This is a genomic window from Staphylococcus ratti, assembly GCF_020883535.1.
GTDB classification, from domain to species: Bacteria; Bacillota; Bacilli; order Staphylococcales; family Staphylococcaceae; genus Staphylococcus; species Staphylococcus ratti.
In genome coordinates this window covers 236,684-262,717 of record NZ_CP086654.1, presented here as the reverse complement: position 1 = coordinate 262,717, position 26,034 = coordinate 236,684, and the positions used below count along the sequence as shown (strand labels likewise).

At 34.6% G+C, this 26,034-nt stretch carries 22 protein-coding genes; 13 read left to right on the top strand and 9 right to left on the bottom strand.

Features of this window, described 5'->3' with window-relative positions; translation table 11 throughout:
- Positions 1 to 67 precede the first annotated feature (67 nt).
- Both LN051_RS01110 and LN051_RS01105 read left to right on the top strand, forming a co-directional pair.
- Positions 68 to 745, top strand: coding sequence for a response regulator transcription factor (locus tag LN051_RS01110; protein WP_229292799.1), 678 nt, complete (start codon positions 68 to 70; stop codon positions 743 to 745).
- The gene (locus LN051_RS01105) at positions 738 to 2,207 is read left to right on the top strand and encodes a HAMP domain-containing sensor histidine kinase (protein WP_229292798.1); all 1,470 of its coding nucleotides are present in this window, start codon (positions 738 to 740) and stop codon (positions 2,205 to 2,207) included. Before LN051_RS01110 ends, LN051_RS01105 begins: the two co-directional genes overlap by 8 nt.
- 292 nt (positions 2,208 to 2,499) lie before the next feature.
- Here LN051_RS01105 and LN051_RS01100 read toward each other — a convergent pair whose 3' ends face one another.
- Together LN051_RS01100 and cls are read right to left on the bottom strand one after the other, a co-directional pair.
- A complete protein-coding gene (locus LN051_RS01100) occupies positions 2,500 to 2,931 on the bottom strand; it encodes an antibiotic biosynthesis monooxygenase family protein (protein WP_229292797.1) in 432 nt (143 codons plus the stop codon).
- A gap of 200 nt (positions 2,932 to 3,131) precedes the next feature.
- Positions 3,132 to 4,622, bottom strand: a complete 1,491-nt coding sequence (gene cls / locus LN051_RS01095; protein ID WP_229292796.1) for a cardiolipin synthase — start codon at positions 4,620 to 4,622, stop codon at positions 3,132 to 3,134.
- 220 nt (positions 4,623 to 4,842) lie between these two features.
- Here cls and LN051_RS01090 point away from each other — a divergent pair, with 220 nt between their 5' ends.
- Positions 4,843 to 5,652, top strand: a complete 810-nt coding sequence (locus tag LN051_RS01090) for a DNA adenine methylase (RefSeq protein WP_229292795.1) — start codon at positions 4,843 to 4,845, stop codon at positions 5,650 to 5,652.
- Between the two features lie 9 nt (positions 5,653 to 5,661).
- The gene (locus tag LN051_RS01085; protein ID WP_229292794.1) at positions 5,662 to 6,444 is read left to right on the top strand and encodes a DNA-methyltransferase; all 783 of its coding nucleotides are present in this window, start codon (positions 5,662 to 5,664) and stop codon (positions 6,442 to 6,444) included.
- Positions 6,445 to 6,486: 42 nt separating this feature from the next.
- Here LN051_RS01085 and LN051_RS01080 read toward each other — a convergent pair whose 3' ends face one another.
- Positions 6,487 to 7,398 (bottom strand): type II restriction endonuclease, encoded by a 912-nt coding sequence (locus LN051_RS01080; protein ID WP_229292793.1) that lies wholly within the window; start codon positions 7,396 to 7,398, stop codon positions 6,487 to 6,489.
- A 357-nt stretch (positions 7,399 to 7,755) separates the two neighbouring features.
- Between LN051_RS01080 and sph the strand changes: the two genes are divergently transcribed.
- The 6 genes from sph to LN051_RS01050 all read left to right on the top strand — a co-directional run bounded on the left by sph (position 7,756) and on the right by LN051_RS01050 (position 13,987).
- Positions 7,756 to 8,724: a sphingomyelin phosphodiesterase gene (gene sph, locus LN051_RS01075; protein ID WP_420853980.1), complete on the top strand. Its 969-nt coding sequence runs from the start codon at positions 7,756 to 7,758 to the stop codon at positions 8,722 to 8,724.
- Positions 8,725 to 9,430: 706 nt separating this feature from the next.
- On the top strand, positions 9,431 to 10,591 hold the full coding sequence (pgsB, locus tag LN051_RS01070; protein ID WP_229292792.1) for a poly-gamma-glutamate synthase PgsB: 1,161 nt from the start codon (positions 9,431 to 9,433) through the stop codon (positions 10,589 to 10,591).
- Between the two features lie 2 nt (positions 10,592 to 10,593).
- Positions 10,594 to 11,046 carry a poly-gamma-glutamate biosynthesis protein PgsC gene (pgsC, locus tag LN051_RS01065; protein ID WP_229292791.1) on the top strand — a complete coding sequence of 151 codons (453 nt, stop codon included), beginning with the start codon at positions 10,594 to 10,596 and terminating at the stop codon, positions 11,044 to 11,046.
- Between the two features lie 14 nt (positions 11,047 to 11,060).
- Entirely contained in the window at positions 11,061 to 12,131 is a 1,071-nt protein-coding gene (locus tag LN051_RS01060; protein WP_229292790.1) for a CapA family protein, read from the top strand.
- Positions 12,121 to 12,405, top strand: a complete 285-nt coding sequence (locus LN051_RS01055) for a hypothetical protein (RefSeq protein ID WP_229292789.1) — start codon at positions 12,121 to 12,123, stop codon at positions 12,403 to 12,405. The genes LN051_RS01060 and LN051_RS01055 overlap by 11 nt, the downstream gene beginning before the upstream one ends.
- Positions 12,389 to 13,987, top strand: coding sequence for a gamma-glutamyltransferase (locus LN051_RS01050; protein WP_229292788.1), 1,599 nt, complete (start codon positions 12,389 to 12,391; stop codon positions 13,985 to 13,987). The genes LN051_RS01055 and LN051_RS01050 overlap by 17 nt, the downstream gene beginning before the upstream one ends.
- A gap of 81 nt (positions 13,988 to 14,068) precedes the next feature.
- Here LN051_RS01050 and LN051_RS01045 read toward each other — a convergent pair whose 3' ends face one another.
- The 3 genes from LN051_RS01045 to LN051_RS01035 form a co-directional block, all read right to left on the bottom strand.
- Positions 14,069 to 14,269 carry a hypothetical protein gene (locus tag LN051_RS01045; protein WP_229292787.1) on the bottom strand — a complete coding sequence of 67 codons (201 nt, stop codon included), beginning with the start codon at positions 14,267 to 14,269 and terminating at the stop codon, positions 14,069 to 14,071.
- Positions 14,270 to 14,562: 293 nt separating this feature from the next.
- Positions 14,563 to 17,166 carry a YfhO family protein gene (locus LN051_RS01040; RefSeq protein ID WP_229292786.1) on the bottom strand — a complete coding sequence of 868 codons (2,604 nt, stop codon included), beginning with the start codon at positions 17,164 to 17,166 and terminating at the stop codon, positions 14,563 to 14,565.
- Positions 17,167 to 17,392: 226 nt separating this feature from the next.
- A complete protein-coding gene (locus LN051_RS01035; RefSeq protein WP_229292785.1) occupies positions 17,393 to 18,100 on the bottom strand; it encodes a poly-gamma-glutamate hydrolase family protein in 708 nt (235 codons plus the stop codon).
- A gap of 667 nt (positions 18,101 to 18,767) precedes the next feature.
- Here LN051_RS01035 and isaB point away from each other — a divergent pair.
- Positions 18,768 to 19,256, top strand: a complete 489-nt coding sequence (gene isaB, locus LN051_RS01030; RefSeq protein WP_229292784.1) for an immunodominant staphylococcal antigen IsaB family protein — start codon at positions 18,768 to 18,770, stop codon at positions 19,254 to 19,256.
- Positions 19,257 to 19,311: 55 nt separating this feature from the next.
- Here isaB and LN051_RS01025 read toward each other — a convergent pair whose 3' ends face one another.
- On the bottom strand, positions 19,312 to 20,556 hold the full coding sequence (locus tag LN051_RS01025; RefSeq protein ID WP_229292783.1) for a mechanosensitive ion channel: 1,245 nt from the start codon (positions 20,554 to 20,556) through the stop codon (positions 19,312 to 19,314).
- A gap of 116 nt (positions 20,557 to 20,672) precedes the next feature.
- Entirely contained in the window at positions 20,673 to 21,857 is a 1,185-nt protein-coding gene (locus LN051_RS01020; protein WP_229292782.1) for a YbfB/YjiJ family MFS transporter, read from the bottom strand.
- A gap of 401 nt (positions 21,858 to 22,258) precedes the next feature.
- On the opposite strand from LN051_RS01020, the gene LN051_RS01015 reads away from it, so the two are divergent.
- Positions 22,259 to 22,615 (top strand): aggregation-promoting factor C-terminal-like domain-containing protein, encoded by a 357-nt coding sequence (locus LN051_RS01015; RefSeq protein WP_229292781.1) that lies wholly within the window; start codon positions 22,259 to 22,261, stop codon positions 22,613 to 22,615.
- Positions 22,616 to 22,681: 66 nt separating this feature from the next.
- Here the strand turns inward: LN051_RS01015 and LN051_RS01010 are convergent, their stop codons facing one another.
- Entirely contained in the window at positions 22,682 to 24,277 is a 1,596-nt protein-coding gene (locus LN051_RS01010; protein ID WP_229292780.1) for an FGGY-family carbohydrate kinase, read from the bottom strand.
- Positions 24,278 to 24,662: 385 nt separating this feature from the next.
- On the opposite strand from LN051_RS01010, the gene LN051_RS01005 reads away from it, so the two are divergent.
- Positions 24,663 to 26,021 carry an alanine/glycine:cation symporter family protein gene (locus tag LN051_RS01005; protein WP_229292779.1) on the top strand — a complete coding sequence of 453 codons (1,359 nt, stop codon included), beginning with the start codon at positions 24,663 to 24,665 and terminating at the stop codon, positions 26,019 to 26,021.
- Positions 26,022 to 26,034: the final 13 nt, after the last annotated feature.

The window sequence follows — 26,034 nt, the reverse complement described above, 5'->3', positions numbered from 1 at the left end:
CCTTAATAGAAAAAAATATGCTTAAATGAGTGATATAAAGATACAGAGAAAGAAGAGGTGCCTAAATATGAATAATAAAATACTAATTATTGAAGATGATAAAGATATTCAAGAATTAATCCACTTATCCCTCACATCTCAACATATTGGTGAGGCAGATTGCGCAAGCACATTTAGTGAAGCGCTCAAATATTTACAATCTCATACATATGATGTGATTTTACTGGACTTAAACTTACATTCTGAAAGTGGTTATGAATTACTTAACGAAGTAGACTTAACACAAACAAAAGTGCTTATTGCTACTGCTAAAGATACAAGTTATGACGTATATCGTGGCTTTGAAGAAGGGGCTGTAGATTACATTAAAAAGCCTTTTGATCCGATGGAGCTTGCTTATCGTGTGAAAATCCATCTTAAACCTAAACGTAATCACTTATATCAATTCAAACATCTTAAAGTTAATTTCCATACCGCTGAAGTATGGGTTCAAGATGAACCAACTAATCTAACTGCTCGTGAGTATGACTTACTTGAATATTTCATTAGCAACCCTAACCGCATACTAAGTAAGGAGCAATTGTATGCTCAAGTTTGGGGCTATGAAACAGGTGTCGATGATAATACATTAATGGTGCATATTCGTACATTACGTAAAAAAGTAGAATTGACGCCTAATACACCACAGCTTATCCAAACTGCACGAGGTAAAGGTTACATTTATAGAGGGCAAATGAATGAATAAACGCTTCGTCTTAAAATTTGCGAAATACATGTCTTTATATTTCTTAATTACGACGACGTTAGCAATTATTGGTTTTATCGTTTTTGTCTATTTATCTTCAAAACCTTCACATATCAGTCAATTGGACAATATTGAGTTAGAGCTTTATCCACCTTATTCTCCTCAACGTGTGGAAGTTCCAAAGCCTATTCTTGAATTAGCCAAACAAAACGAAGCTGATGTATATGTGACGAAATTGAACGGTGAGATTGTATATCCTCATGATATTCATGCCAATATCAAATCTCGATTAATTAAAAATGCGTACCAATCGCATTCCATTAAATATAAATACGGAACAGAGCATTATTACTTTGTTTTTATCTATAGACAAGGTGAAAATCCTAATATTGTGAATGGTAAAGAGATCGATGTTCATAAACTGCTTGAAAGTATGCGTTCTAACGGTCTTAACCCTTATGAATTTAATATTAATAACGGACACCTTACTTTTTATGCTAATAGCGGTGTCGATCAAACTGATTCCGGCTTAATGCAAAAACAAGTCCAAGCCATCTTCTTAAGTTGGGTAGCCATTTTTATCGCTAATATTGTTTCCATCCTCATTATTTCATGGTTGATTGCACGTCGCTTATCCCAACCACTCTTTTATTATTCGCGTTGGATTCAAAACTTAAGTAAAGGAAAATTACATCAACCTGATGCGCGTATTAAAAACCGTGAACGGACACGACAAACTTATGAAGAACTTGATGATGCTATTTTCACACTCAATAAACAACTTGTAAAAGACCGTTTTTACCATGATCAAATTCAATATTATAAAACAAAATGGATTTCACAAATTTCACATGATTTGAAATCCCCACTGACATCTATTTACGGCTTTTCTAAACTCGTTCGAGGCGCCACAGAAACAGATCAACAACACCTTAAACTGATTTCAGAAAAAGCAGATTATATTCGAGAAGTCATTGATAATTTAAGCGCCCAGTTTAAATTCGAAACCGAGCAAATGGCCCATCATCGAGAAAGTTTCGAAATTCAATCTACCGTTGAACGCGTCATTTCGACGCTAGGTTTTGAAAAAATAACGACAGTGTTCAATTTCTCTAAAGAAATGACATTCTACGGCAATAAACTTTATTTTGAACGCATGTTATTTAACTTAATTAACAATAGTTTAGATCATAATGCCATTAACCCAAACATTCATCTTGCGTTCAAATTAGACGATACGCATTTGAAAATTGATTACAAGGATGATGGTAAAGGACTACCTTCATATAAACTTGATGAACTTATCCAAAAATCTTACACATCTAAAAAAGACAAATCTGAGCATGGTATCGGTTTGTCTATAATCAAAGATGCAGTTAAATTCCATCAAGGCGAATTAACATTAGTCCCTTCACAAAAAGGGGCGCATTTCAAAATTCATTTACCAACACAAACACAATAATCTAAAATGTGCCTCCTAAAAAACGCCATCGAAATGCCTTTTTAACATTTTGATGGCGTTTTATATTGATAAATCGTCTATACATCATCTTTTTAAAGTAAGCGCGATAGATGAATATGTTAAATCATAGAAAAACGGATTAAGCTAAATGTTTCAACTTAATCTGTTCTCTTATCCTTTAGTGAGGCAGCATCTTTTTTATACCTTTTCACCTTATTCAGTTTCAAACTTCTCATTTATAACGAAATTTTATCACTGTGAATATAAGTTGCACAAAACTTAAGAAACATAACTAATGTCGTTTAAATGCTTGATCATAAAACTTAATTCTGTAGGTTAAATAACGATTAACCACATTGGAATGAATCACTTCTTGCACTGCTTTTTGGTAACGCTCTGACTTAATCCAAGCATTAAAGTAGTGTGCATCTTTCCACAATGTAATGACCACATAATGATCTTGCACATTAATTGGTCTTAAAAAATGAAAAGACTGGAAACCTTCTAAACTTTCCATTCCAGAATCTTTTTCAATACATTCTTGTTCAAATGCTTCAGCATGTCCTTCTAAAACTTTAATATAATTCAATACCACTAAACAATTTTCTTTAGCTTCTCCAGAGCTTGAAATGATGGTATATGCTTTCGTTTCATTATTTTTATCTATATAAATGCTATCTTCAAAGCGAATACGATAATTTTTGTTAACATCAAGTATTTCCATAAGCTGCCTCCTTTTCAACTACTGTATTCCCCTCTTTAACCACAATAAAAGCGACATTTAAAAATTATTATTGATAATATAAAAAAGCTGTATGTTTTATTATTATAGATAAGCATTCATACCGAAATAATATACTATCTATCAAAAGCAAAAAAGCTCTAACGAATAGTTATGAGCTTTTCTAATATAGTAAAATTTAGTTATAAAATAGGAGAGACGAGCTTGGCGATAGATTGTTTGAATTTTACCCAATTCGAACGTGCTTCATAACGCTCTGGCGTGAGCTTTTTAGAATTTTTAACGTCTTGTTCAAATGCTTGAATAAGTTTTTTAGAAAGGTCTTGGTTATAAATCAACGCATTCACCTCAAAATTTAATTTAAAGCTTCGTTCATCCATATTTGCAGATCCAACAGATGCGACTTCTCCATCAATTACCATCATTTTAGAATGAATAAACCCTTTTTCATACGTATAAACGTTCACACCGTCATACATTAGCTGCGCAACTGTCGTTAAAGTTGCCCAATGCACAAAAGGTTGGTCTGGTTTATTCGGTACAATTAAATTAACTTCCACACCTGATTTCGCCGCAATGCGAAGCGCATTAACAAACCCTAATTCTGGTACAAAATAAGGCGTATGCATATAAATGGACTGTTTGGCATTCATAATCATTTTCATATATGCAAATTCCAATTGATGCCATGCATTGTTCGGCCCACTCAAACCGAGCTGCATCGCCACATGACCATCTTTTCGCGCATTTTTAGGAAAGTAACGTTGGTCGTATTCAAGTTTTCTATCTTCTGAAACTTGTGAATTCCAGTCATGAATAAATCCTAATTGTAATGCATCCACGCCATCCCCTTGAATACGAAGATGCGTATCACGCCAATAGCCAAGTTTTTTATCTAAACCTAAATATTCATCACCAATATTGAATCCGCCGACATAACCAATGTCCCCGTCGATAATAAGATTTTTTCGGTGATTTCTGTTATTAACACGGAAATTAACAAACGGGATAATCTTCGCATGGAAAAAAGCTTCGATAGAAACGCCTGCTTCAACAAGCCCTTTCATTTTTCCTTTGCGAAGTTGCTTAGAACCCACCGCATCATAGAGTAATTTTACCTCCAAACCTTCCCGGGCTTTATCTTTTAAAATTTCAAGAATTTCTGTCCCTAATCCATCCAAATTAATAATATAAAATTCCATATGAATGTATTGTTTGGCAGCTCGTAAATCTTGCTTCATACGTTCAAACAAATCGTGACCATCAGTAAAAATATGTACATGATTGTTTTCACTTAAAAATGACGCTTCACGTGTTAACATCATTTCCACCAAATCTGATTGCTTTTCAACAACCGGATTATTCGTTTTAAATGTCTTATTTGTGAATAGCCTCTTTTGTTCCATTACTCGAGAACGGGCATCTTCAATTTCTCCACCTGTATCCTCTTTCGTGCTCTTCATTCGAACAGCACGTCCAAAGAACAGATAAAGAAAGAAGCCTAAGACTGGCACAACAAAAAGTAGTAGTAACCACGCCCAAGTTGCGGTAGCTTCTCGGCGGTCACGCTCCATAAAAATGATAAAAAATGCGAGCACTAAATTAATCACAAAGAATGAACCTAAAAATACCCGATAAAATAAATTCACACTCGGATCAAATATTAATTGCATCTTAGTCACCTCGTTATTCCAAATCTTCCGTATAATATTTTTATTATACCCAAAAAGTAACGAAACATCATTGGAGAAGGTTGTATTTTTGAAAAACACAATTGTTAAGGATGCATATTTTCCTATTTTTCAATAAATACAAAATTTAGTTCTACTTGTATATTTAGTAAGATTGCCCTAACATTAAGTAAGCAAGTTTGTTTAGAAAAGAGGAGTATATATGCAACCGTTCGTTAAATGGGCAGGGGGAAAAAGACAATTCCTTCAAAAAATAATTGAAAATACCCCTGATAAATTTGAAAGTTATTACGAACCTTTCGTAGGAGGAGGAGCAGTGCTATTTGGCTTACAGCATACCCCTTCTATAATCAATGATATAAATACACACTTAATCCATGCATATAACATTATTAAAAATTCACCGTATGAACTTATGCATTTACTTGATGAGTTTGATAAAATCCCTTTAAATGATGAAAAGTATAAGGAGTTTCGTTCACTTTATAATGAACATATCATTAATAAAACTTACAACCATGAAACTGCCGCATTATTTATATATTTAAATAAGCATTCCTTCAATGGTTTATTCAGAGTGAATTCTAAAGGTTTATATAACGTTCCTTGGAATAAGAAAGAATTAGCACTATCTTATAATGAAACCAATATACTTGAAATATCTTCTTTCTTAAAAAATGTAAAAATACTGAATGGAGATTTTGAGAATGCAGTTGAAGATGCAAATGAAAAAGATTTTGTTTTTTTTGACAGTCCCTATGCACCTATAAAGGCGTCTAGTTTTGCTTCTTATGACAAATCAGGCTTCAAAATAGAAGAACATGTCCGCCTAGCTGAACTATTCAAACGTCTTACAGATAAGGGCGTATATTGTATGGCTACCAATCATAATACAGCTCTAATTCAAGAATTGTATTCTGATTTCAACCTAGAAGAAATTAACGTACGAAGAAGCATTAACTCAGATGCTTCGAAAAGAACTGGAAAAGAACTAATAATTAAAAATTATTAAGGTGATATTTTGAAAGAATATTTATATTTTAACGATGAAGTAACTTCCATTTATTTAGGAGACAGTTTAAAATTACTCAAACTGTTTGAAAAGAATACAATAGATATGATTTTTGCTGATCCCCCTTACTTCTTATCTTCAGGAGGTATAACGAACTCAGGGGGAAAGATGGTGTGTGTTAATAAAGGGGAATGGGATAAATCACTCTCCCTAAGCGAGAAAATAGAATTCAACAAGTCTTGGTTACAAGCTTGTCATGATTTACTAACTGACAATGGTACCATTTGGATTTCTGGTACATTACACAATATCTATAGCATCGGTGTGACATTAGAAGAAACAGGATACAAAATACTAAACAACATCACATGGCAAAAAACCAATCCGCCTCCAAATTTAGGCTGCAGAAATTTTACTCATTCAACTGAAACAATTTTATGGGCTAGAAAAAATTCCAAAAAAAGCAAGCACTTTTTCAATTATGATTTAATGAAAAGTTACAATAATAATAAACAAATGAAAGATGTATGGACAGGTTCTCTGACCTCTAAAAACGAGAAAAAATTTGGCAAGCACCCGACACAAAAACCACTCTATTTATTAGAAAGAATCATTGAAGCTTCGACTAAGCCAGGAGACATAATATTAGATCCGTTTTTAGGTAGTGGAACAACTGGAGTGGCATCTAAAAAATTAGATCGCAATTTCATTGGTATTGATATAGATAAGGCATATACCGAACTTTCCAAGCGCCGCATTGAAAACACAATAATTGAAAGTAAACTATTTTAAAAAACACGGGAAAACCCGTGTTTTTTAGATTACAACCAAACTTTAATTTGCATTGATCATATGATAGATGAAATCATTTCTTAACATCTCTAAATTAAAAATGTTCGGAATTTCCTGAAAAGCTTCAGACATCGGAATTTGAGCAGTTAACCAACCTTTACCATCAGTTACCCATGCAAATTCTATTTTATTCGGACTACTATCTATCAATCTCTTTAATGACTTAAATTCTCCTGCTACTGACTTTAGCTTCGAGCCACCACCATTATAGTAGTTTGTTTCAATAACAAATACTGCATTGTTTATAGAATCAAAAATAGCAACATCAAATCTTCTTTGCGATTTGTCAACAGGGACCTCTATGTCCCAATTTTCTTTCATCCAACTCGCAGTAGCTTGCTCCTTGAATTCATATCCTAAATCCATACATGTTTTTTCAACTTTTCTAGCCAGTATACTTTCCATAGTAGTTCCTGAACGATTTTTATGTGCGTTTGAATCTAAACCTGTCTCCACACCATAAACAAAATCAACTAAATTTTTTTGTACGGAATTTTTAAGAAAAGATAATAGTCCTGCATTATCAAGAAACTCTATATACTCATCTATTTTAAAAATATTAATATTTTTAAAATCTAAGTCAACAAACTCCATATTATCATCATCATCTAAAATTAATATTGATAATTTTCTATCTCTAGCAGCTAAAAGTGCAGGGATTGCTTTCAATAATTGTGGCTGCTGAATGAATAAGTCTTTAGCCACTTCTGCAATATTATCTTTCCCTATTAAATAATTTAAAGTTGTTAACTCCAGTTCATATTTCTGTGTTTCTCTTTCCACTTTTTCCCAATTAACAAAATATTCCGGTGTTTTATTAGTTTCACTAAGTGTGTTTAAAAACAACGCTAATCTACTTTGAGAATCAGAATTCACGTAATCAAAATAATTCATATGTTTGACCCCTTGACAATTAATTTAATATTTATGATCTTATATTACCATATTATCTTGCGCTTTATATTTTTGGGGTTCATTTATCTCGTAGCAAGTTGAAATTAGGATGTCTAACTTTAATAATATTTTTGAATACTCCCGCAAAACAAATGCTTTGTGCTTCAATCACCCCTCTCCCCCTTAAATATAAGACAAAACGTCCTACATTTCGTCGTTTCCTTTACCACTTCATTTTAAACGCACACTCCAAAATCCAAATTATCCTTATATTAATTTTAAAGTTTCTGTAAATTCTATTAAACATTAAAATTCATCTGCTATATTTATTTATATGATATTATTAAATTTAAAGGAGTGAATTTTTTGAAAAACATAATAAAATTCTTAATTGCTTGTACTTTATTTTTGACCCTTCCTCATTTTTCAGCTCATGCTGCAACAGAGGATACCAATTTGAAAGTCACAACACATAATGTCTATTTTTTGCCTCAAGCGCTCTATCCAAACTGGGGACAAATGCAACGTGCAGATTTAATTTCAAAGGCCCCTTTCATTGAAAATAATGACGTGATGATCTTCAATGAGCTTTTTGACGCGAAATCGACTGCGCAGCTAAAATCGAATTTAAAATCGTCTTATCCTCATCAAACGCCTGTTTTAGGTGAAGAAAAGGATAAATGGGACGCTACTCATGGACGTACTTCCGGCGCAAAATTTACTAACGGAGGCGTGAGCATTCTTAGCCGCTATCCAATTATGCGTCAAGAACAGCATTTTTATACCCAAGGTCGTGGTGCTGATGGCATGGCTAAAAAAGGTTTTGTCTATGTCAAAATCAATAAAAATGGCCATCCTTTTCATATTATCGGTACACATCTTCAATCTGAAATTGGAAAACGTCCCGAAGGAAAAGACGCGGAAATCCGTTCAACTCAAATGGCAGAAATCCGACAATTTATTAAAGAAAAAAACATTCCAAAAAATGAAATGGTTGTTATTGGCGGAGATTTAAATGTCATCAAAGGCTCAAGTGAATACCACGCTATGTTGTCTCAGTTAAATGTAAATGAACCATCGTATATCGGGCATAACCAAACTTGGGATACGACTACAAATAGCATTGCTAAATACAATTATCCCGATTTAAAACCTCAATATTTAGATTATATACTCGTAGATAAAGCGCACGCACAGCCGTCACAATGGTATAATAATGCGCATCGCGTTTCATCTCCTGAATGGACCGTGTCCTCTTGGGGGAAAACATACACGTATCAAGATTATTCCGATCACTATCCTGTTTCTGCTTCTAATGCAGAATAATATTTAAAAACATTACGGATAATTACGGCGTTCTTCGTTCGTAATTATCCGTATTCTTATCCCTTAACTTCAAAAATTGATATAAACTATATTGAAGTAAACTCACTTTAATTATTATTAAGTACATGTTACTTTTCTTACATTTTTTAACTTTTTCTCGTTGACACTGTTTAAAATATATATTAATCCAAACAATTTTTTTGTTAAGATTTTATTGTTGATTTACCAATAATGTTTCATAATTGCTCAAAAACGTTGTTATCTCAGCATTTCACCTCCACCACATACTTGTGCACGGCGCTGTAACTTTATACTTTTATAATTACAAAATGCACAAAAATTAATCGAACTTACACAACATTATTAATTTTTCTTATCATAATTTATAAAGGGCATTCGTTTGATTTGCTTACAATTTGGGTTATTTTTATATTTTTGATGTAAATTTACATCTATACATATTTTTATATCTTTGTCTATAAAGTTAACTTATTTTTCTTCAAACACGCATTCCTATGCGGTTAGTACGAATTAAACTCCGTTTATATATTGTGCACTTTTATAATTAAATTATTTAGCGTAAGGATTTAAATTAAAATATTTTTCATGATAATAATAAACAAACTTAAATATATGTAAATTTCCAATTTTAGCATCATATTTATGATAGCATAACGAGGTGACAAAAATAAACGAGGTGAAAAAATTGTTTTTGGTAATTTTCTTTACTGCTTTGATCTTAGTTTTGGCCATCAGAGAAATCTATGTCCACAACAAACGCATCAATAGTATTCCCGTTAGAATTAACATCAATGGGATACGTGGTAAATCAACGATTACTCGCTTGATTTACGGTATATTACGAGAAGACCAAATGAAGGTAATCGGTAAAACAACTGGAACTGACGCACGTATGCTTTATTGGTATACAGATGAAGAGTTTCCTGTTATCCGAAAACCTCAAGGTCCAAACATAGGGGAACAAAGGGATATTTTAAAAATAGTGAACAAGGAATGCGCGGAAGCCATCGTTAATGAGTGTATGGCCGTAAACCCTGACTACCAAATTATTTTCCAGAAGCAACTACTTAAAGCCAATATAGGGGTCATCGTTAACGTAATGGAAGATCACATGGAAACATTAGGTCCAACATTAGACGATGTGGCAGAGTCGTTTACTGCAACAATTCCATACAACGGAAAACTTGTAGTAATGAAAGATGAATACACTGAATTCTTCAAGAAAGTGGCAGACCAACGTAATACTGAAACGATTGTCGTTGATAAAAATGACGTAGACGAAGCTTTATTACGTCGCTTTGATTACATCGTCTTCCCAGACAACGTAGCTATCGCCATAGGGGTTGCCAAAGCAGTAGGTATTAAAGAAGACAATATGATTCAAGGCATGCTTAATGCACCGCCTGATAGTGGTGCTGTACGCGTTAAATATTTCCAAAAAAATAACACGCAAAATGTCTTCGTTAATGCGTTTGCCGCAAATGAACCAAAATCAACAAAAGCAATTTTACAAAAAGTTATAGATTATAAATATCCATTCAAAAAGATTGTTATTATTTTGAACTGTCGTGCAGACAGATTGGATAGAACGAAGTTGTTCGCAGAAAACTTTATTACAAACGTAGACTATGACACATTAATCTGTGTTGGTAAAAGTACACAAGCTGTAACAGAAACAATGAAAAATGAATGTCCAGATAAAAAATATTTAAACTTCGAAGGACGTCCATTTAGCGAAATCGAACAAGCCATTTTCGAAGAATGTCATGAAGCTCTAATTTTCACAGTAGGTAACATTCACGGTAGTGGTAAACATGTCATCAATTTAATGGAAGGGTTGGAGTAATTTTGATAGGTTCAGAGTTATATTTCTCACTATTCGTAGGTATTGTATTAAGTTTAATCTTTGCCGAAAAATTTGGTATCAGTCCCGCTGGACTTGTAGTACCGGGTTACTTGGCACTTATCTTTGATCAGCCAGTCATGCTACTTTCAATTTTAGTGATTAGCTGCCTTACATATTTCATCGTAGTTCACGGTGTAAGCCGTATCGCAATTTTATACGGTCGTCGTAAATTCGCCGCAATGATTTTAACGGGAATGATTCTTAAGTTCTTGTTTGACTTAATATACCCGTTAACGCCATTTGAAATCGTACAACTTTCAGGTATCGGTATTGTTATCCCTGGTATTATCGCAAATACAATTCAAAAGCAGGGCACAATTACTACGTTAGCTTCTTGTATGTTGTTAACAGGTATCACATATATCATTCTATTTGCTTATAGCTTTATTAAGTAATAAGGAGCTAGATTATGTCGAAAAAAAATAAATTAAATTTAGAAGAACGGATACTCCGTAACTCGAAAAATCAAAAAAAGCATAATTCCTTTTTAATGATTTTCGTGACAGTGATTGCAATTGCGTTGCTCGTATTCTTTATGCTTACGACTAAAACAGAAGATGTTAATGTCTTTGGCAAAGAAGATAAAGGGCTTCACATGACCTATCTTGGAAACATCACATTAAACGATAATATTCGTCAAAACGACTTAAAAAACATATTTAGTGCGGTCTCTAACATTATTAAAGAGAGTGATTATTCTACCGCAAGTCTTAACGTGAACAATTTCGCCAAAGACCCGCAACGTAACATTACTAAAAACATAAGAAATATTGCTTTCTTAGATCAATTAGGTTTTAGCAACATCAACTTAACAAACAACTCCGTAGACCTTGAACAAATCAAACAAATTACAAAACAAGCAGATGAAAAACACGGTTATAACTTTACAACAGGTAACGGTTCAAATTCATTGAACAGTAAAGTCTCTCAAAAAACCGTGAATGGCAAAACGATTGCTACTGTTTCTTTTACGGACGTAAGTTCAAAATATATGGATCCTAGAAAAGCTACAACATCTATTGCGCTTGAGCCTAAAATCTTTATGCCATTAATCCAAAAACTAAAAAAAGACAATGATATTGTTGTCGTAAATGTTGATTGGGGTATTCCCGATGAACCTAACGTGACAAACCGTCAAAAACAATATGGTCGTGCTTTAGTAGATGCTGGTGCTGACGTTGTATTAGGTCATAATACAGTCGTTCAAAAAATCGAAAATTATAAAAATGCAAGTATTTTTTATAGTTTAGGTAACGTGTCATCAGATAAATTCTTATCAGAGAACAAAAAGGGTATCGCTGTTCAACATACTATCGAAGGCGATAAAAGTAAATTCCTAATTACCCCTATTCGTATGACAGGAGACCAAGTCACTAAAGATAATATGAATATTATTGAAAAACAAAAATTCTATAACCGTATCTCTAGTCCGTCTGTTAATTTAAAAGAATCCAATGGAGGTTACATTTATGAGAACTAAAAATTATATTCTTTACGCTTTTATTGTGTTATTGATTTGCGGCATTTTCTTCTTAATCATTAATAGTAATGCCAATGACACATTAGATAAATATGAAAAACATGACTTACAACAAGAGCAACACGTTTCTCAACAACCTAAGCAAGCTCAAATAGAAAGCAAAAGTGAAGTTATACATACTTCTCTAAAAAATACTAAAAGTCAGTTATATTCGTCACAAAATAACCAACAGGTTGCCTTAGACGGAGGTCAATCCCATGAGTATTTACAATAAAAAATTACTCGGCGTGATTTTAATCGTCATGATTTTTGCTTCGATTGGTTTCTATTATTTGAACCTCGAAGAAAAAGTAGATAAAGATCAATTATATGAAAATAAACTTGCTTCTCAAACGAAAAATGATAATGCGACTAAAGCATATGGTATTTCAACCAATAACGAAATTGCACGTCAAGTCGGTAATAAGATTCTAAACGATGGTGGTAATTCTGCCGATGCTGCCTATGGCGTCGCATATACGTTAGCAGTTACTGAACCTTTTGCGGCCGGCCTTGGTGGTGAAGGGACTACCCTCTCCTATTCTGGTAAAAAAGGTGAACAACCGAAAGTCTATGATTACAATGCGATCTCATCTCACAATTACAAAAAAGGTGACACAATCGGTGTTCCTGGCTTTGTAAGCGGAATGTCACATATGCACGATAAAGAAGGTAAAATGAGTGAAAAAGACATTTTAAACTACGTCATCCCACTTGCCGAAGACGGCTTCCAAGTGAACTCTGACTTAGAAAAAATGTTGCTCAAATACAGTGCAATCATTGATAAAAGTTCTCCTTTTGTTAAAAACGGCAAAGTTTTAAAATCAGGAGATGTTGTAAAACAACCTAACTTAGCAAATACTTTAAAATACATTCGTGACAATGGTTCAAAAAGTTTCTACACTGACCTAGGATCTAAAATTGCTGAACAAACAAAAGGCACTTTAGATGCACAAGATTTTAAAGCATATAAAACTAAGGAGAAAAAGGCTCTTTCTACAGATTATTTGGGTAACAAAGTATACACTTCTCCTAACCCTACTGGCGGTATCCTGACACTTCAAGCTTTAAAACTCGACCAAATGATTAATGGTGAATTAGGTGAAGACGCACCGAAATCATTTGCTGAAAGTGTCGTTAAAGCGCGTAATGTAAACTATAAAAATCGTTACATTGTTAACGATGTAAAACCGATTGACAAAACGAAACTTAACGATGCTTATTTATCACAGCGCGCAGAAGAGTATAAAAAATTGAAAAACAAATTCAACTTACAAGGTGACACAAGCACAGCAGGTTCTCACTTTGTCGTTGTAGATAAAGACGGTAAAATGATCAGTTCAACGAATACCTTAAACAACTTCTTCGGTAATGGAAAGTATACAGAACAAGGTTTCTTTTTAAACAACGCATTAGACCGCTTCTCTAAATCACCATCAAGTGATAATAAAGGTGCTCCAAATAAAGCGCCACGTTCTTACATTTCACCTATGATTGTAGTGGGAGAAAACTACCACTTCGGTATAGGCACACCTGGTGGCAACAAAATACCAACACTCTTACAACAAACGATGTCAAACTATTTAAGAAATAAAGGGTCACTAACTGAGATTATTGACAAACCACGTTTCTATAATGATGGTGACAAGATTTACTATGAAAAAGGAATGAAAGAAGCAGATATCAAACGCTTCAAAAAGTTAGGTTATAAAGTTGAAAGTAGTTCAGATAACCCTAACTTCGGAAGTATTCAAGGCGCTACTTATTTCGACAAAGATAAAAAAGTAGAAATAGGTGATGACGTAGAAGTACGATAAAAGCAAAAGAAAGCGATCCTCAAACGGGTCGCTTTCTTTTTGTTTATTGGTACACTTCGTTCTATTTATGCAACATATGAATTAGAGTAAATTCGCTAAAATGATCAAAATCAAAGCGCAACTTAATGCTACTATGGCAAAAATGTATGCTTTTTTATAGCTCTTCTTTTGCTCATCTTTATTCCTATATTTATAGATACCATATAACGCAAAGTATACCGCACAAATGCCAAACAAAATATACCATATCCCTAATATATATCCAAAAATATCAAAAAGCATTTTGCGTGCCTCCCTCACAAAAATCCAATTCAGTTCATCTTATCATGTTAAAGCCACATTTATAACTTACAGTTTTGTAAGTTATAAATGTAGCCACAAGCTTTGAAATATAAAACTTTCTACACTCCTAAAAACAATACAAAACGTAAGAGCACGTTATCCACTTTTAAACATACCTATAAGAAGAACGAGGGGGGCGGGACATCTTAAATAACTGCTCAAAGCGATCTATAGCTTATACACGATTAGTAGAGGTTAGCCCTAGCCTCAACGGTTCATTTGCTTGTTAGTCATCAATGAGACTTGCGTTTGAATTTCAGACGTTGAGCAATAAATAGTGTATACATTACACCTGCGATAATACCTAAAATAGTCATGACAATAAGTAAATTTCTATGCGGCGGTGTATACGATAATTCAACTTGTTCATCCCCTTTTCGCACTGGAATGATAGTTTGCATGCCATTCCCTTTTTTCACTTCCACTGCCTTTGCATCTACCGTTGCATTAAATCCCTTCATATACGGTGTCGGAACGACTAAGTAACCTGAATCCTCTTTATTTTTTGTGAAGAGATAGCCATGTTGACTCGATTTAACATCTACACGTTTCACCTCATTTGTCGCTGCGTGTAATGTTTTGTAATCTTCACCATATATACCGTTCAAATGATAGCGATATGTGCCTTTTGACAACTTTAAGCGTAACGTTTCATCTGCTTTCACTCGAAATGTGATTGGCGTCACCACACGACGGTAAGTATAGCTTAACGAGCTTCGACTTTGTTTATATTCATTAAGCTGAACTTGATGCGCCTTATCTTTAGGTTTAACCATTTCCAAATCCATTTCTACGTAGAAGTCTTTATTAGCTTTAGCGATATCTTTAGGCAGTTTGAACTCTAATCCACCTTTATTTTCCGTAACTTTAAGCTTCTCATGCCCATCTATAAAATGTGCATCCTTCGTCGTCGTATTAACAAGACCAGCGTAATTGGTACTTTTCTGAACTTGGCTATTCGCTTTTGTTCCATCCTCTAAAACGACACCTTTTAACATCGCATGCTCACGATCAATCGGCGTTTTTAAATCTTTGGCATCATACACTTTATCTGTAATGTGTGTACTTGGATAATGAATCTGATCTTTTGAATATTGATATTGATTGGCTTTACCTTTAATAATTTTTTCTGTTTTAAAACCATACGGTATATTCTCATCTTCGGGATTTTTAAATCGATCTTTAGCATTCCATAGTGCCATTAAATTCGCACGATTACCAAGTAAACGGTGTGTACTGTTTTTATCAATAGGCTGTGCAATCTGCATCGTTTTATCGTAATAATGAAGCACGTCACCATTGAACAAGCTAGAGTAAATCGACAATCCATTATAACCATAAATAAAAGGTGAATTCTGTGCTGAAAATGATAAATAATCTATACGGCTAAATGGGTCCCCTTCTTTATGAATCCGATCAAATGCTTTTTGAAGCTTGTCGTTATGGTAACTGTCTTTTGACATTGAAGCAATAGGACGTTCATAGATGCGCATATGCGATTGATGGTAATCAATAATCATCATCGCTTGCTGGCATAAAATCAACCCTATCCAAACGTATTGAATAGTAGGACGACTAAATGCATTGTGACGCCATAAAAGTACCCCCATCCAAATGATGATGAGTAGCGTTACCCACATCCAATTCATGAATGGTTCGTACAGTGTGTACATCAATGCCATGACAATTACTGTAGGTATAGCCGTTAACATAAATTGTTTGATTTTAACTTCTGAAAAATGTTGGATGAATAAAGCGATAAGTATACTTGAAGACAAACATAAAATATAAATCCAACGTCGTGCTGGTAATGAAAAACCGTTAAAAAAGCTATCAAAATATGGCGTTAATGAACCAATTAACAGTATCCACGTCAAAATCGCAAATAAACGATAGTAATAATATTTATACAAGTTAAACGCAAATAATGCGATAAACGTAATTGTTGAAATCGTAATATAGAAACCATTAGAGAAAATATGATATTTTTCTGCAAAATCGATTAAAAATGTTAATTCTAAGTGCGGATTAATTTGTCGATCGTTTTCCATCACGGCAGAAACACCCGTATAAAAACCAATACTCCCTATTAACAAACTAATGAGCGTTGCTACCATAAGCATCCATAGTTTTTGAACGCGTGTGACAACGTCTCGATGAAATGGCACAATGACGCGATAGACAAAATAAAACCCTAAAATAATCATTTCATAATATGCAAAATAGAAGTTGGCAAACAATGTCACTGCAATTGCAATAATGAATAACCCGATTTTTCGCTCTCTAAAAAAGCGTTCCATCGCATAAATAGACAAAGGTAACAAAATCAAAACTTCGCCGTAAAATGACCACGTAAAGTTAAAATAAATCGTAACAACGGATACCGCATACATCAACGTACCTAGTATGGCAAATAAACGGTGTTGTGGTTGTAAATAACGCAAAAAATAATAGCTTACGATGATAGTCAAAAGCACTCTAATATATGAAATAATAACTTGGTTCATTGCCCAAAATTGTATATCGTGCGTCGGTAACTTAAAGACAATATCTAGCACACGTAATACAAAGAAATATGTAATCATTAGCGGGCTTGAAGCGTAATAATACGATAATCCTTTCGTATAATCCCCTCCTAAACCAAACCCGACATCATAAAAACCTTTAAAGTCGGTATAACGTTCATAGAGATATTTTTGAAATGGAATCAATTGACTGAAACCATCCCCCTTACCCGCAAAAGCGATGCCATTTACAAAAGTATTGTAGAAAAAAGGAATAAATAATACTAGTGTGAATATGAAACAGATTACTCCTATCTTAAAAAAACGGTTCAATTGCCGTTGAAAATGTCGAATGTGACTCGACCTCCTTCTCTTTCTTTATCAAGTGCGATTTTCAACATAGCAACGATACTATAAAATGCGTCAAGATGCACTTAAAATTATTAATTTTAATAATTTTTTTAAAGTTCATTGGTTTTGTTTTTTAATAATCATCAAAAATGACGATACGCAATTCGCGCATCGTCATTCAATGATTAAATTTATCATAATCATTCGATTACTCTTTTAAACCTGCTACAACGCCATCTGTGAAATGGTCCATCGTCGAACTCCAGTTATTGGCTCTCACTCGAGAGATTCGACTATAGTCACCATTTTTAAAGAACCTACTAATCGTTTTACTCGAGATTTCTAATTGTACGCCAGCCTGTCTTTTATTTTTATTAGTAATATTTTCAACACTTTTTCCTGAAATATCACCTGTGGCGTTTTCCACTTTAAACCCTCGTTTTGTTAAGTTCTTCTTTATTTTATGTTTTAAATCAGAATCACGTCCTCCAATATAGACGTCAGCACCTTTACGACTGGTTCTGTGTATCGTTACGGTACGTTTAGACTGACCAATCATTTTTTGTACTTTAGGTTCGTCATAATTACTAGACGTCACGTGTAATTCTGAATTGTTATCTTCACGTAATCCTTCAAATGTGTAGTAACCTGAGTTGCTCTTCTTCGCAATGCTCCCAGCAATTTCTGTAGTACCTGGCTCGATCCCACCACCATGCGGTGCCACTATAATCGTTGGGTTCTTTTCATCTTTCGTAAAAATCTTCCAATCTACCCCTTCTTTTGTCGATTTCATCAATGATGTCATTGATGGATATCGATCTAGTGCTTTACTTGATTCCGAAAAAAATGTTAAATACATCACGTTTGCCCCCATAACAACTACAAGTAATACAATTGAAATTATAACTTTTTTCATATCGATTCACCCCACTTATAAAATTTAAATATTGTAAATAACATCAACCTCCAAAGTAGTTCTATGATGAATAAAATCTTGTTGTCTTATTATTATTAACGTTTAACATTTTTTTAATCATCATATTTCAAAATAAGTAAATTAATTAATAGTTGATGCATCAGTTCAAATAAAAATTCAATGTGTTGGAGCACAATTTTAATAGTCATCGATACCGTTACAACACTTGTTATCACAGTAATGTATAGCCTCTCCCTATCATTTTGACTCTAACCATTTATAGAATTGGGGTGTTCTAATAAAAAAGACTTTTTACACTTTCTAAAAAGATAGAGCAAAAGCCCACTTGAAATTATACATTATTTTTATTCAATTTTGAAATATAACAGAATATTATTTTATAATATTTATTGCTTTTACCGTTTTTACAGCTTCTATAAAAAAATTATAATTATAAGGCATTGGTTGCTTTCATTTTCTGCTTCAGAGACTAGCATCACATACTAAATAAAAGGAGTACTATATGAAATTTTTGACATACTTTTACCGCTCATTCCTTTTCAGATACGTATCAATCAAAATAATTAACATATGCGCTTGCATTTTTGTAACATAAATGTAATAATGTAATCGAATTGTAATATAAAATATATGAGAAGGTGGTATTATGAAAAAAATCTCTAAGGTTATACTTGCAAGTACGCTTGTTACTGGTGCATTATTAGGAACTCAGGCAGCAACTCCCTATCACACTGTTGCAGAAGCTACGACTACACCTTGGTATACGTATAACGGTCAAACACAATTTGGCGGTGCATTTTATTTAAATACGCATTTCAAAAATGCTGTACAACATCGTGGACTTTCATTTAATGGTTATAAAATTTCTGCTCCTTTTAACAAAAAAACGATTAAGTATAAAAAAGTTCATGACCAAAATGTTGCGATCGTTTCAGGTTCAACAGCGAGCAGTGTCATGTTCCCTGTTACAAAAGGCACACCTATTCAAAAAGTAACTTCAATTTATGGCAAACCAACCAAAGTGTTCGAATCTACTCAAGGTACGGTATACCGTTACCAATACAAAAATGCTACTATTGAGTTTACAGAAGCACATAAGCAAGTAACGATGGTTTCAGTGTATAACGGTCATTAATCCAATAAAAAGCCAAGAAGCGCAATTGCGCCTCTTGGCTTTAATACTTTTTCAATTAATGACGATCGCGTGGGTCACGACGTCGTTCACGACGTTGTTCGCGACGCTCTTCAATATCTTCATCTTTAACATAGTTTGTTCTATGTTCTGCTTCACGACGTTCAATTTCACGTTGATCTGCATCGAATTCATTGTGTTGAGACTGATGATTCACATCGTCATTTGAACGATATTGTGTTTGACCGTAGTGGTTATTATAGTCTGTATTTGTATGATGATTGTTTTGATCATCTGAACCGAATAAATTTTCGTTTGGATCACCGTAATCTGGATTACGTTTATCTTCTTCAATACGGTCTGAAAGACTGCTTAATTGTTTTTCGGCAAAGCCACGACCGCCGATACCAAATGCAATTGCAAAGGCTACAGCAACAGCACCTAAGATTAATAAGAATGCTACATTAACAATGCTTTGTGCAAAGTTTAATTGGTCTAATGTCATAAATACTGCAACAATGATTAATAAATATTTTACTACTTGCGCGAGTAATGTGTGACCAGTCGCACGGCGAACAAGTTTTGCTAAAATGTTTCCACCGATGAGACCTAACCCTAAAATAATTAATCCAGAAATGACTAATGGTAAGTAACCAATAATTGCTTTACCGATACCATTTAAAATTTCTAAGTTTACTGTTGTTAATGCTTGTACAACAAAGAATAAACCGATAAGTGCTGTAATGATCCAACCTGCCGCTTCTGGAATGTCGATACCATCTCGAGAATTTTTACCAAAGTTCACATAGTGATTAAAACGACTCACATTTAAACTAGAAAGTAAGTTTTTCACTAAAGTACCTAACATTTTTGCAATGAATAAACCTAATGCTAATATAACCGCAGCAACAATGATACGTGGCGCAAATTCAAATACGCTGTTCATCATGCCTTTGATTGGTTCAGATACTGATTTCATGCCTAATGCATCAAATACTGGTGGTAAGAATAATAAAAATACTAAGAAGTATGCAAGTTTCCCTAAAGTATGAATTAAACCTTCTGATTCTGAGCGTTGGCCTTTACGACCATCTTGTGAATGATGTGCATTATTGTTTACTAAACCTTTACGTTCTAACCATCTATCCACACCAAGTGCACCTAAGCCTTTGACGATAACATTTTTAATAATTACCGCAATAATCCATGCAAGTAATAACAGTAATATCGCGCTAATTAAGTTCGGAATGAAATTGACAATTGTTTCAATCGCACCTTTAAAAGTTCCCCATAAGTTATGCATATGTACTGCCTCCTTTAAAATTAATTTCCTAACTCTTGTGTACCCTAGTTAAAACAAAATAATCATAAAATATAAAATTTTTGTATAAACTTTCTTTTTCCTAGGCAATTTTCAAATTAATTTTCAAAGTTCGCATGTTTTTGACTGTACACATGACTGCATAAACCAAGCATTAAAATGATACTCGCAAAAATGAGTGCTAATGCATAACCTGTAGTATGTACTAAAATGATTCCTGCAATGTACGGTGCCATCATCTGTCCGAAGCTATAAATAAATGTCATCATGGAAACGATATGGCCATTGCCCGTTTCATATGCCATTTTTTGTCCTCGCGACATAAACAATGTGGTTAACCCTAAAAAAGTACATCCAAATAACATTGAACTAATGATTAAGGCAAATGCATTCGTCGTTAAAATTGGTGTAAGAATTGCAAGGATTTGTATCATAAAACAAATTTGCGTCGCACGTCCGTTTCCTATTTTTTCGCCAATCATTGACCATACTACGGTCGACGGGATGGCCCCTAAACCAACGAACATCCAACTTAATGGCGCATAAGCTTCAAGATGAGGAATCGTCTTAACTAAAGCAACGAGGAATGTACCTGTTACAATATAACCTGCCCCTTCACTAAAGTAAGCAAAGTAATACGTTACATAATATCTTCTTGAATATCGGCGTAATGGTAATTCTGTCGCATTATTTTTGAATTCTTTTGATGAGGGAGCTTCTTTTAGCATCACCCATACAATTAGCGTTAATACAAATGAAAAGAGTCCTAATAAAACCCACGTCGTATCCCAATTATGTGTATCTGTATAGAAAAAGACAAAGATGCTACTTGCGAAAATGCCTGCCCCAACGGCACTATACAATAATCCTGAAATCGCTTCTTTGTTAGCGCGTCTTAATGCATCAAGAACAACGTTTGAAGCTAAAACAAACCCTACACCACTTGCAATTCCATTCAACAAGCGTAAAATACACCATACCCAATACGTAGTCGTTAAGCCTAATAACAACATCGTTACTACATTGAGCATCAAATATACTTTTAAATCAAATACTTTCGAGCGTATTAGACAAAACATCGGTATAATCGCGCCAATTAAATAACCTAAATAATTAAATGTCGCGAGTAAACCTGCCCCTTTATCCCCTAAATGGGTCGCCGCTTGCATATACGGCATAATCGGTGTATATGCAAAACGGCCTAGTGCAATAACAACAAACAATGTGATCATCCCCATTATCAGTTGCTGATAAGCTATTGCTACTTCTCTATTTTTTGTCATATCATCCATCCCTTCTGTTTATTCTTGACGTATAAGAAGTTAGAGTAAATCCTCTACCCCTTGCTATGATTGGATTTTACATTTAAACAAAAGACAGCGTCTTTAGAAAGCAGCACAAAGCCGGTACGCTTTCATAGATGCTATGTTGGCATATAATTTCTATCCTTCTGTTTCTTTCTGTTATTATCCACAAATAATATATTAATGTAATATTACTAAACTTCGAAATATTTTGTCTCATATTTGTTACAAAAGCCATAAATTTTTTATCTTTCTGTAACCCACTTAATCTTCAGACATGTTACTGTAGTATCATTCTTGATTTAAACCTTTCACATTGCGCGTATCTTTCCAGAGCGCTTGATTATTTTTATCAACATTTTTCTAGGAGGAACATCAATATGAAAAAATTAGTATTAGCCACACTCACTACAGCGACATTATCGCTAGGTACAGCAGGCGTTGTGTCACAAGTGGAGACGACACATGCTGCTACACAATCAACGAATGAAGTGTATAATCAATTTATTAAAGCTGGTGGCACAAAAGCGATGTGGGACAATATCGTTATGCCAGAGTCAGGGGGCAATCCTAAAGCTGTAAGTCCGGACGGCTATCGTGGACTTGGCCAAACGAAAGAAGCTTGGGGAACGGGTACTGTTGAGGAACAGACTAAAGGCATGATTCAATATGCTAAAAAACGCTATGGCTCTATAGAAAAAGCCGTTCAATTTCATATTGCTAATGGCTGGTGGTAAGCCATTTTAATAGATACAAAAGGGGAAGGACGACGTGAGCGTGTCCTTCCCCTTTTCTTTTTTGAATTAATCAAATGAAATATCGGCTTTATGTTGTAAAGCCAGTCCTTTTTGAAAACGTCTTGTATAGTGCGCTAATGCTTGAGTTTCTTCTGTTGTTGGTACAATTTGAGTTGTTCCTTGATGACTATAAACATGTTGATCTAAAAATACGTTTAACGGTTGTTCCGTTTCAGTTGCCATATAGCATGCGAGCAAAGCAATCCCCCACGCCCCGCCTTCATGGGCAGTTTTTAATACTTGCACAGGTGCATCAAGGGCAGCTGCGAGCGTTTTAATGACTGCTTCTGCTTGCAACATTCCTCCGTGGCCAGTAATGGTTTCAATATGCAAGTCTTCATCAGCTTGAAGCCGATCAATACCTATTTTCAAAGTCGCAAACGTACTATAAACATGGCTTTTCATAAAATTAGCCAATTTAAAGTGACTGCCTTTATGACGTATAAACATTGGGAAACCTTGTTTCACCTCAGTTAAATATTCACTCGCAACATAGTTATAGTTTAATAATTCACCAGCATTATTATCTGCCAACGTTACGGTGTTAAACAGACGCTCATATAACGTTGACTTATCCCACTTTACCCCCATAGTCTCTAACACTTCACCAAATAATTGAACCCATGCATCAATATCTGACGTTCCATTATTCGCATGAATCATCGCAACGTCAAAGCCTTCAGGTGTGCTAACAATATCCACTTCAGGATAGGGATTTGATAAAGGGTGGTCTAATACAAACATCGCAAAGATACTTGTACCTACAGAAACATTGCCCGTTTTAGGCTTCACACTATTGGTTGCCACCATTCCAGTAGCTGCATCTCCTTCTGGCGGGCATAAAGGCACACCTGCTTCAAGTCGTCCTGAAACATCTATACGTTTCGCTCCAGACTTTGTTAACCGTCCCGCACACATTCCTGCCTTTAAAATATGCGGCAAAAGCGTTTCTATTTTTTGTTCATGGCCTTCTTCAACTAATAAATCATTATAACAGTCCATTAAATCTGCACGATAATAGTGTCTCTCCGTATCGATTGGAAACATACCAGAAGCATCTCCAATACCCGTGACATGTTCTCCCGTTAATTGCCAATGTACATACCCTGCAAGCGTCATTAATTTCGCAACGTCGTGCGTATGCGGTTCTTTGTCGATAATCGCTTGTTCAAATTGCGCAATACTCCAACGTTCAGGTACATTGACTTGAAATTGTTCACTTAACAATTGACTCGCAAACTGGGCATGATTGTTACGCCATGTTCGAAAGGGTACGAGTAGCTCATCCGCTTCATTAAAAGCTAAATAACCGTGCATCATTCCACTAATACCAAGTGCCCGCACATCTGTTAAAGGAAGCCCATAGCGTTGTTCTAACTGTTCTGACATCAAACGATAGCTTTCTCGGATACCTTCCCAAACCTCGTCCAAATCATAAGTCCAATACCCCTCACAATATTGACTTTTCCAAGTATAACGTCCAGATGCAACAGGCTGATAGTCTGGACCAATCGCCATCGTTTTAATTTGTGTAGAACCGAGTTCAATCCCTACCGTGATGTCTCCAGATTGAATAGAAGTTAAAATATGTTGATTTTTCAAGTTTTTCACGTCCTTTGATGTGCTCATCATCTGTTATATGTGCTGATTTTAAAAGTAACTTTGTATTTCATCACTTTCGCTAAAACTAAAAGTTACCATTTCCCCTACGTTTTAATAGGATTTAATCATTATTTTAACTTAAATATAATATAAAACACTCTTAATTTTACAAATTTAATGTACATTATATTGAATTTTTACAAGAAATAGACAAAAGCATCCCTTTTGCAATACAATGTATTTTAAATCATACTTATACAAAATACTTTTAACCTATGCATTGTGAACTACAATTCACAACAAGCCAACACATTATGCTAACTTACTTTTTATGCATATCTATTACACATGGATGATGCACAAATCATTCAAAGGGGGAGACAACATGGCATCAATTGTCGCATTTACAGATTGGTTATGGGGGTTTCCTATAGTCACTTTGCTCTTACTTTCAAGCTTATTTTTAACGTTTTATTTAAAAGGTGTACAATTTCGACATTTTGGTTATATCATGAAACAAACTTTTGGGAGCATTAACAAAATCCCTAAAGGGGAAGGGACAATTACACCACGCCAAGCCTTAACCTCTGCTTTATCTTCAACAGTTGGGGCTGCAAATATTATTGGTGTCCCTACAGCGATTATGATGGGCGGTCCAGGCGCAGTATTTTGGATGATTGTTATTGCTTTTTTAGGAATGGCTTTAAAATTTAGTGAGAACGTCCTTGGTGTGCACTATCGTGAAAAAAACGCACATGGAGAATTTGTGGGCGGACCAACGTATTACATGAAAAATGGCTTTAAAAATAAAAAGTTAGGCATGATTTTTGCATCTATTTTTGCATTTGCATTAACCGTTGAAATTATTCCAAGTGTAATGGTGCAAGGTCATTCTGTTGCAAATACCATTCATGATACGTTTAATGTGAACACGTTTATCACTGGTTTAGTTATCGCGATTTTTGCTGCTTTAGTCGTCTTTGGCGGGGTCAAACGCATTGCCACTTTCACAGAATTTTTAGTTCCCATCATGGTCGGCATATATTTGATTTTAGGATTTATTATCATTGTGATGAATATTCAGCATTTTCCAAGCATTATTGGTTTGATTGTAGAAAAAGCATTTCGTCCAGATGCTGCGCTTGGCGGAAGCTTCGGCGCTGCATTAGCAACAACTATTCGTTGGGGCTTTGCGCGCGGTATTTATTCTAACGAAGCTGGTTTGGGGACTTCTCCTATCGCACATGCAGCCGCAAAAACAGATCATCCTGTCAGGCAAGCTTTTTGGGCAGTAAGCGAGATTATCGTTGATACGCTCGTTATCTGTTCTACCACTGCGTTTGTCGTATTAATGTCCGGCGTATATACCGCAAGTGACGCACGTGAAAAAGCCGCTGCACTGACAGCTCGAGCCTATGCGGATGCCTTTGGTGGATTCGGTAGTGCGATCATTTCCATCTCGATGGTATTTTTCGTCTTTTCAACCATTATTGTGGTAATGTATTATGGTTCACGTATGGCTGAGTTTTTATTTGGATTATGGGCTGGTACATTGATGAAAGTAATCTATACACTTTCTATCGTAATTGGTGCAGTAGGTGTTGGTACACAATTGTGGAATTTACTTGATTTGGCTTTAGCTATCGTTCTAATTCCAAATATCATTGCGGTACTTATTTTAGCGCCGCAAGTAAAAAAACTTACTATTGAATTCTTTAAAGATTACAAAGGCCGTCGGGACTGATTGTACAATTAAA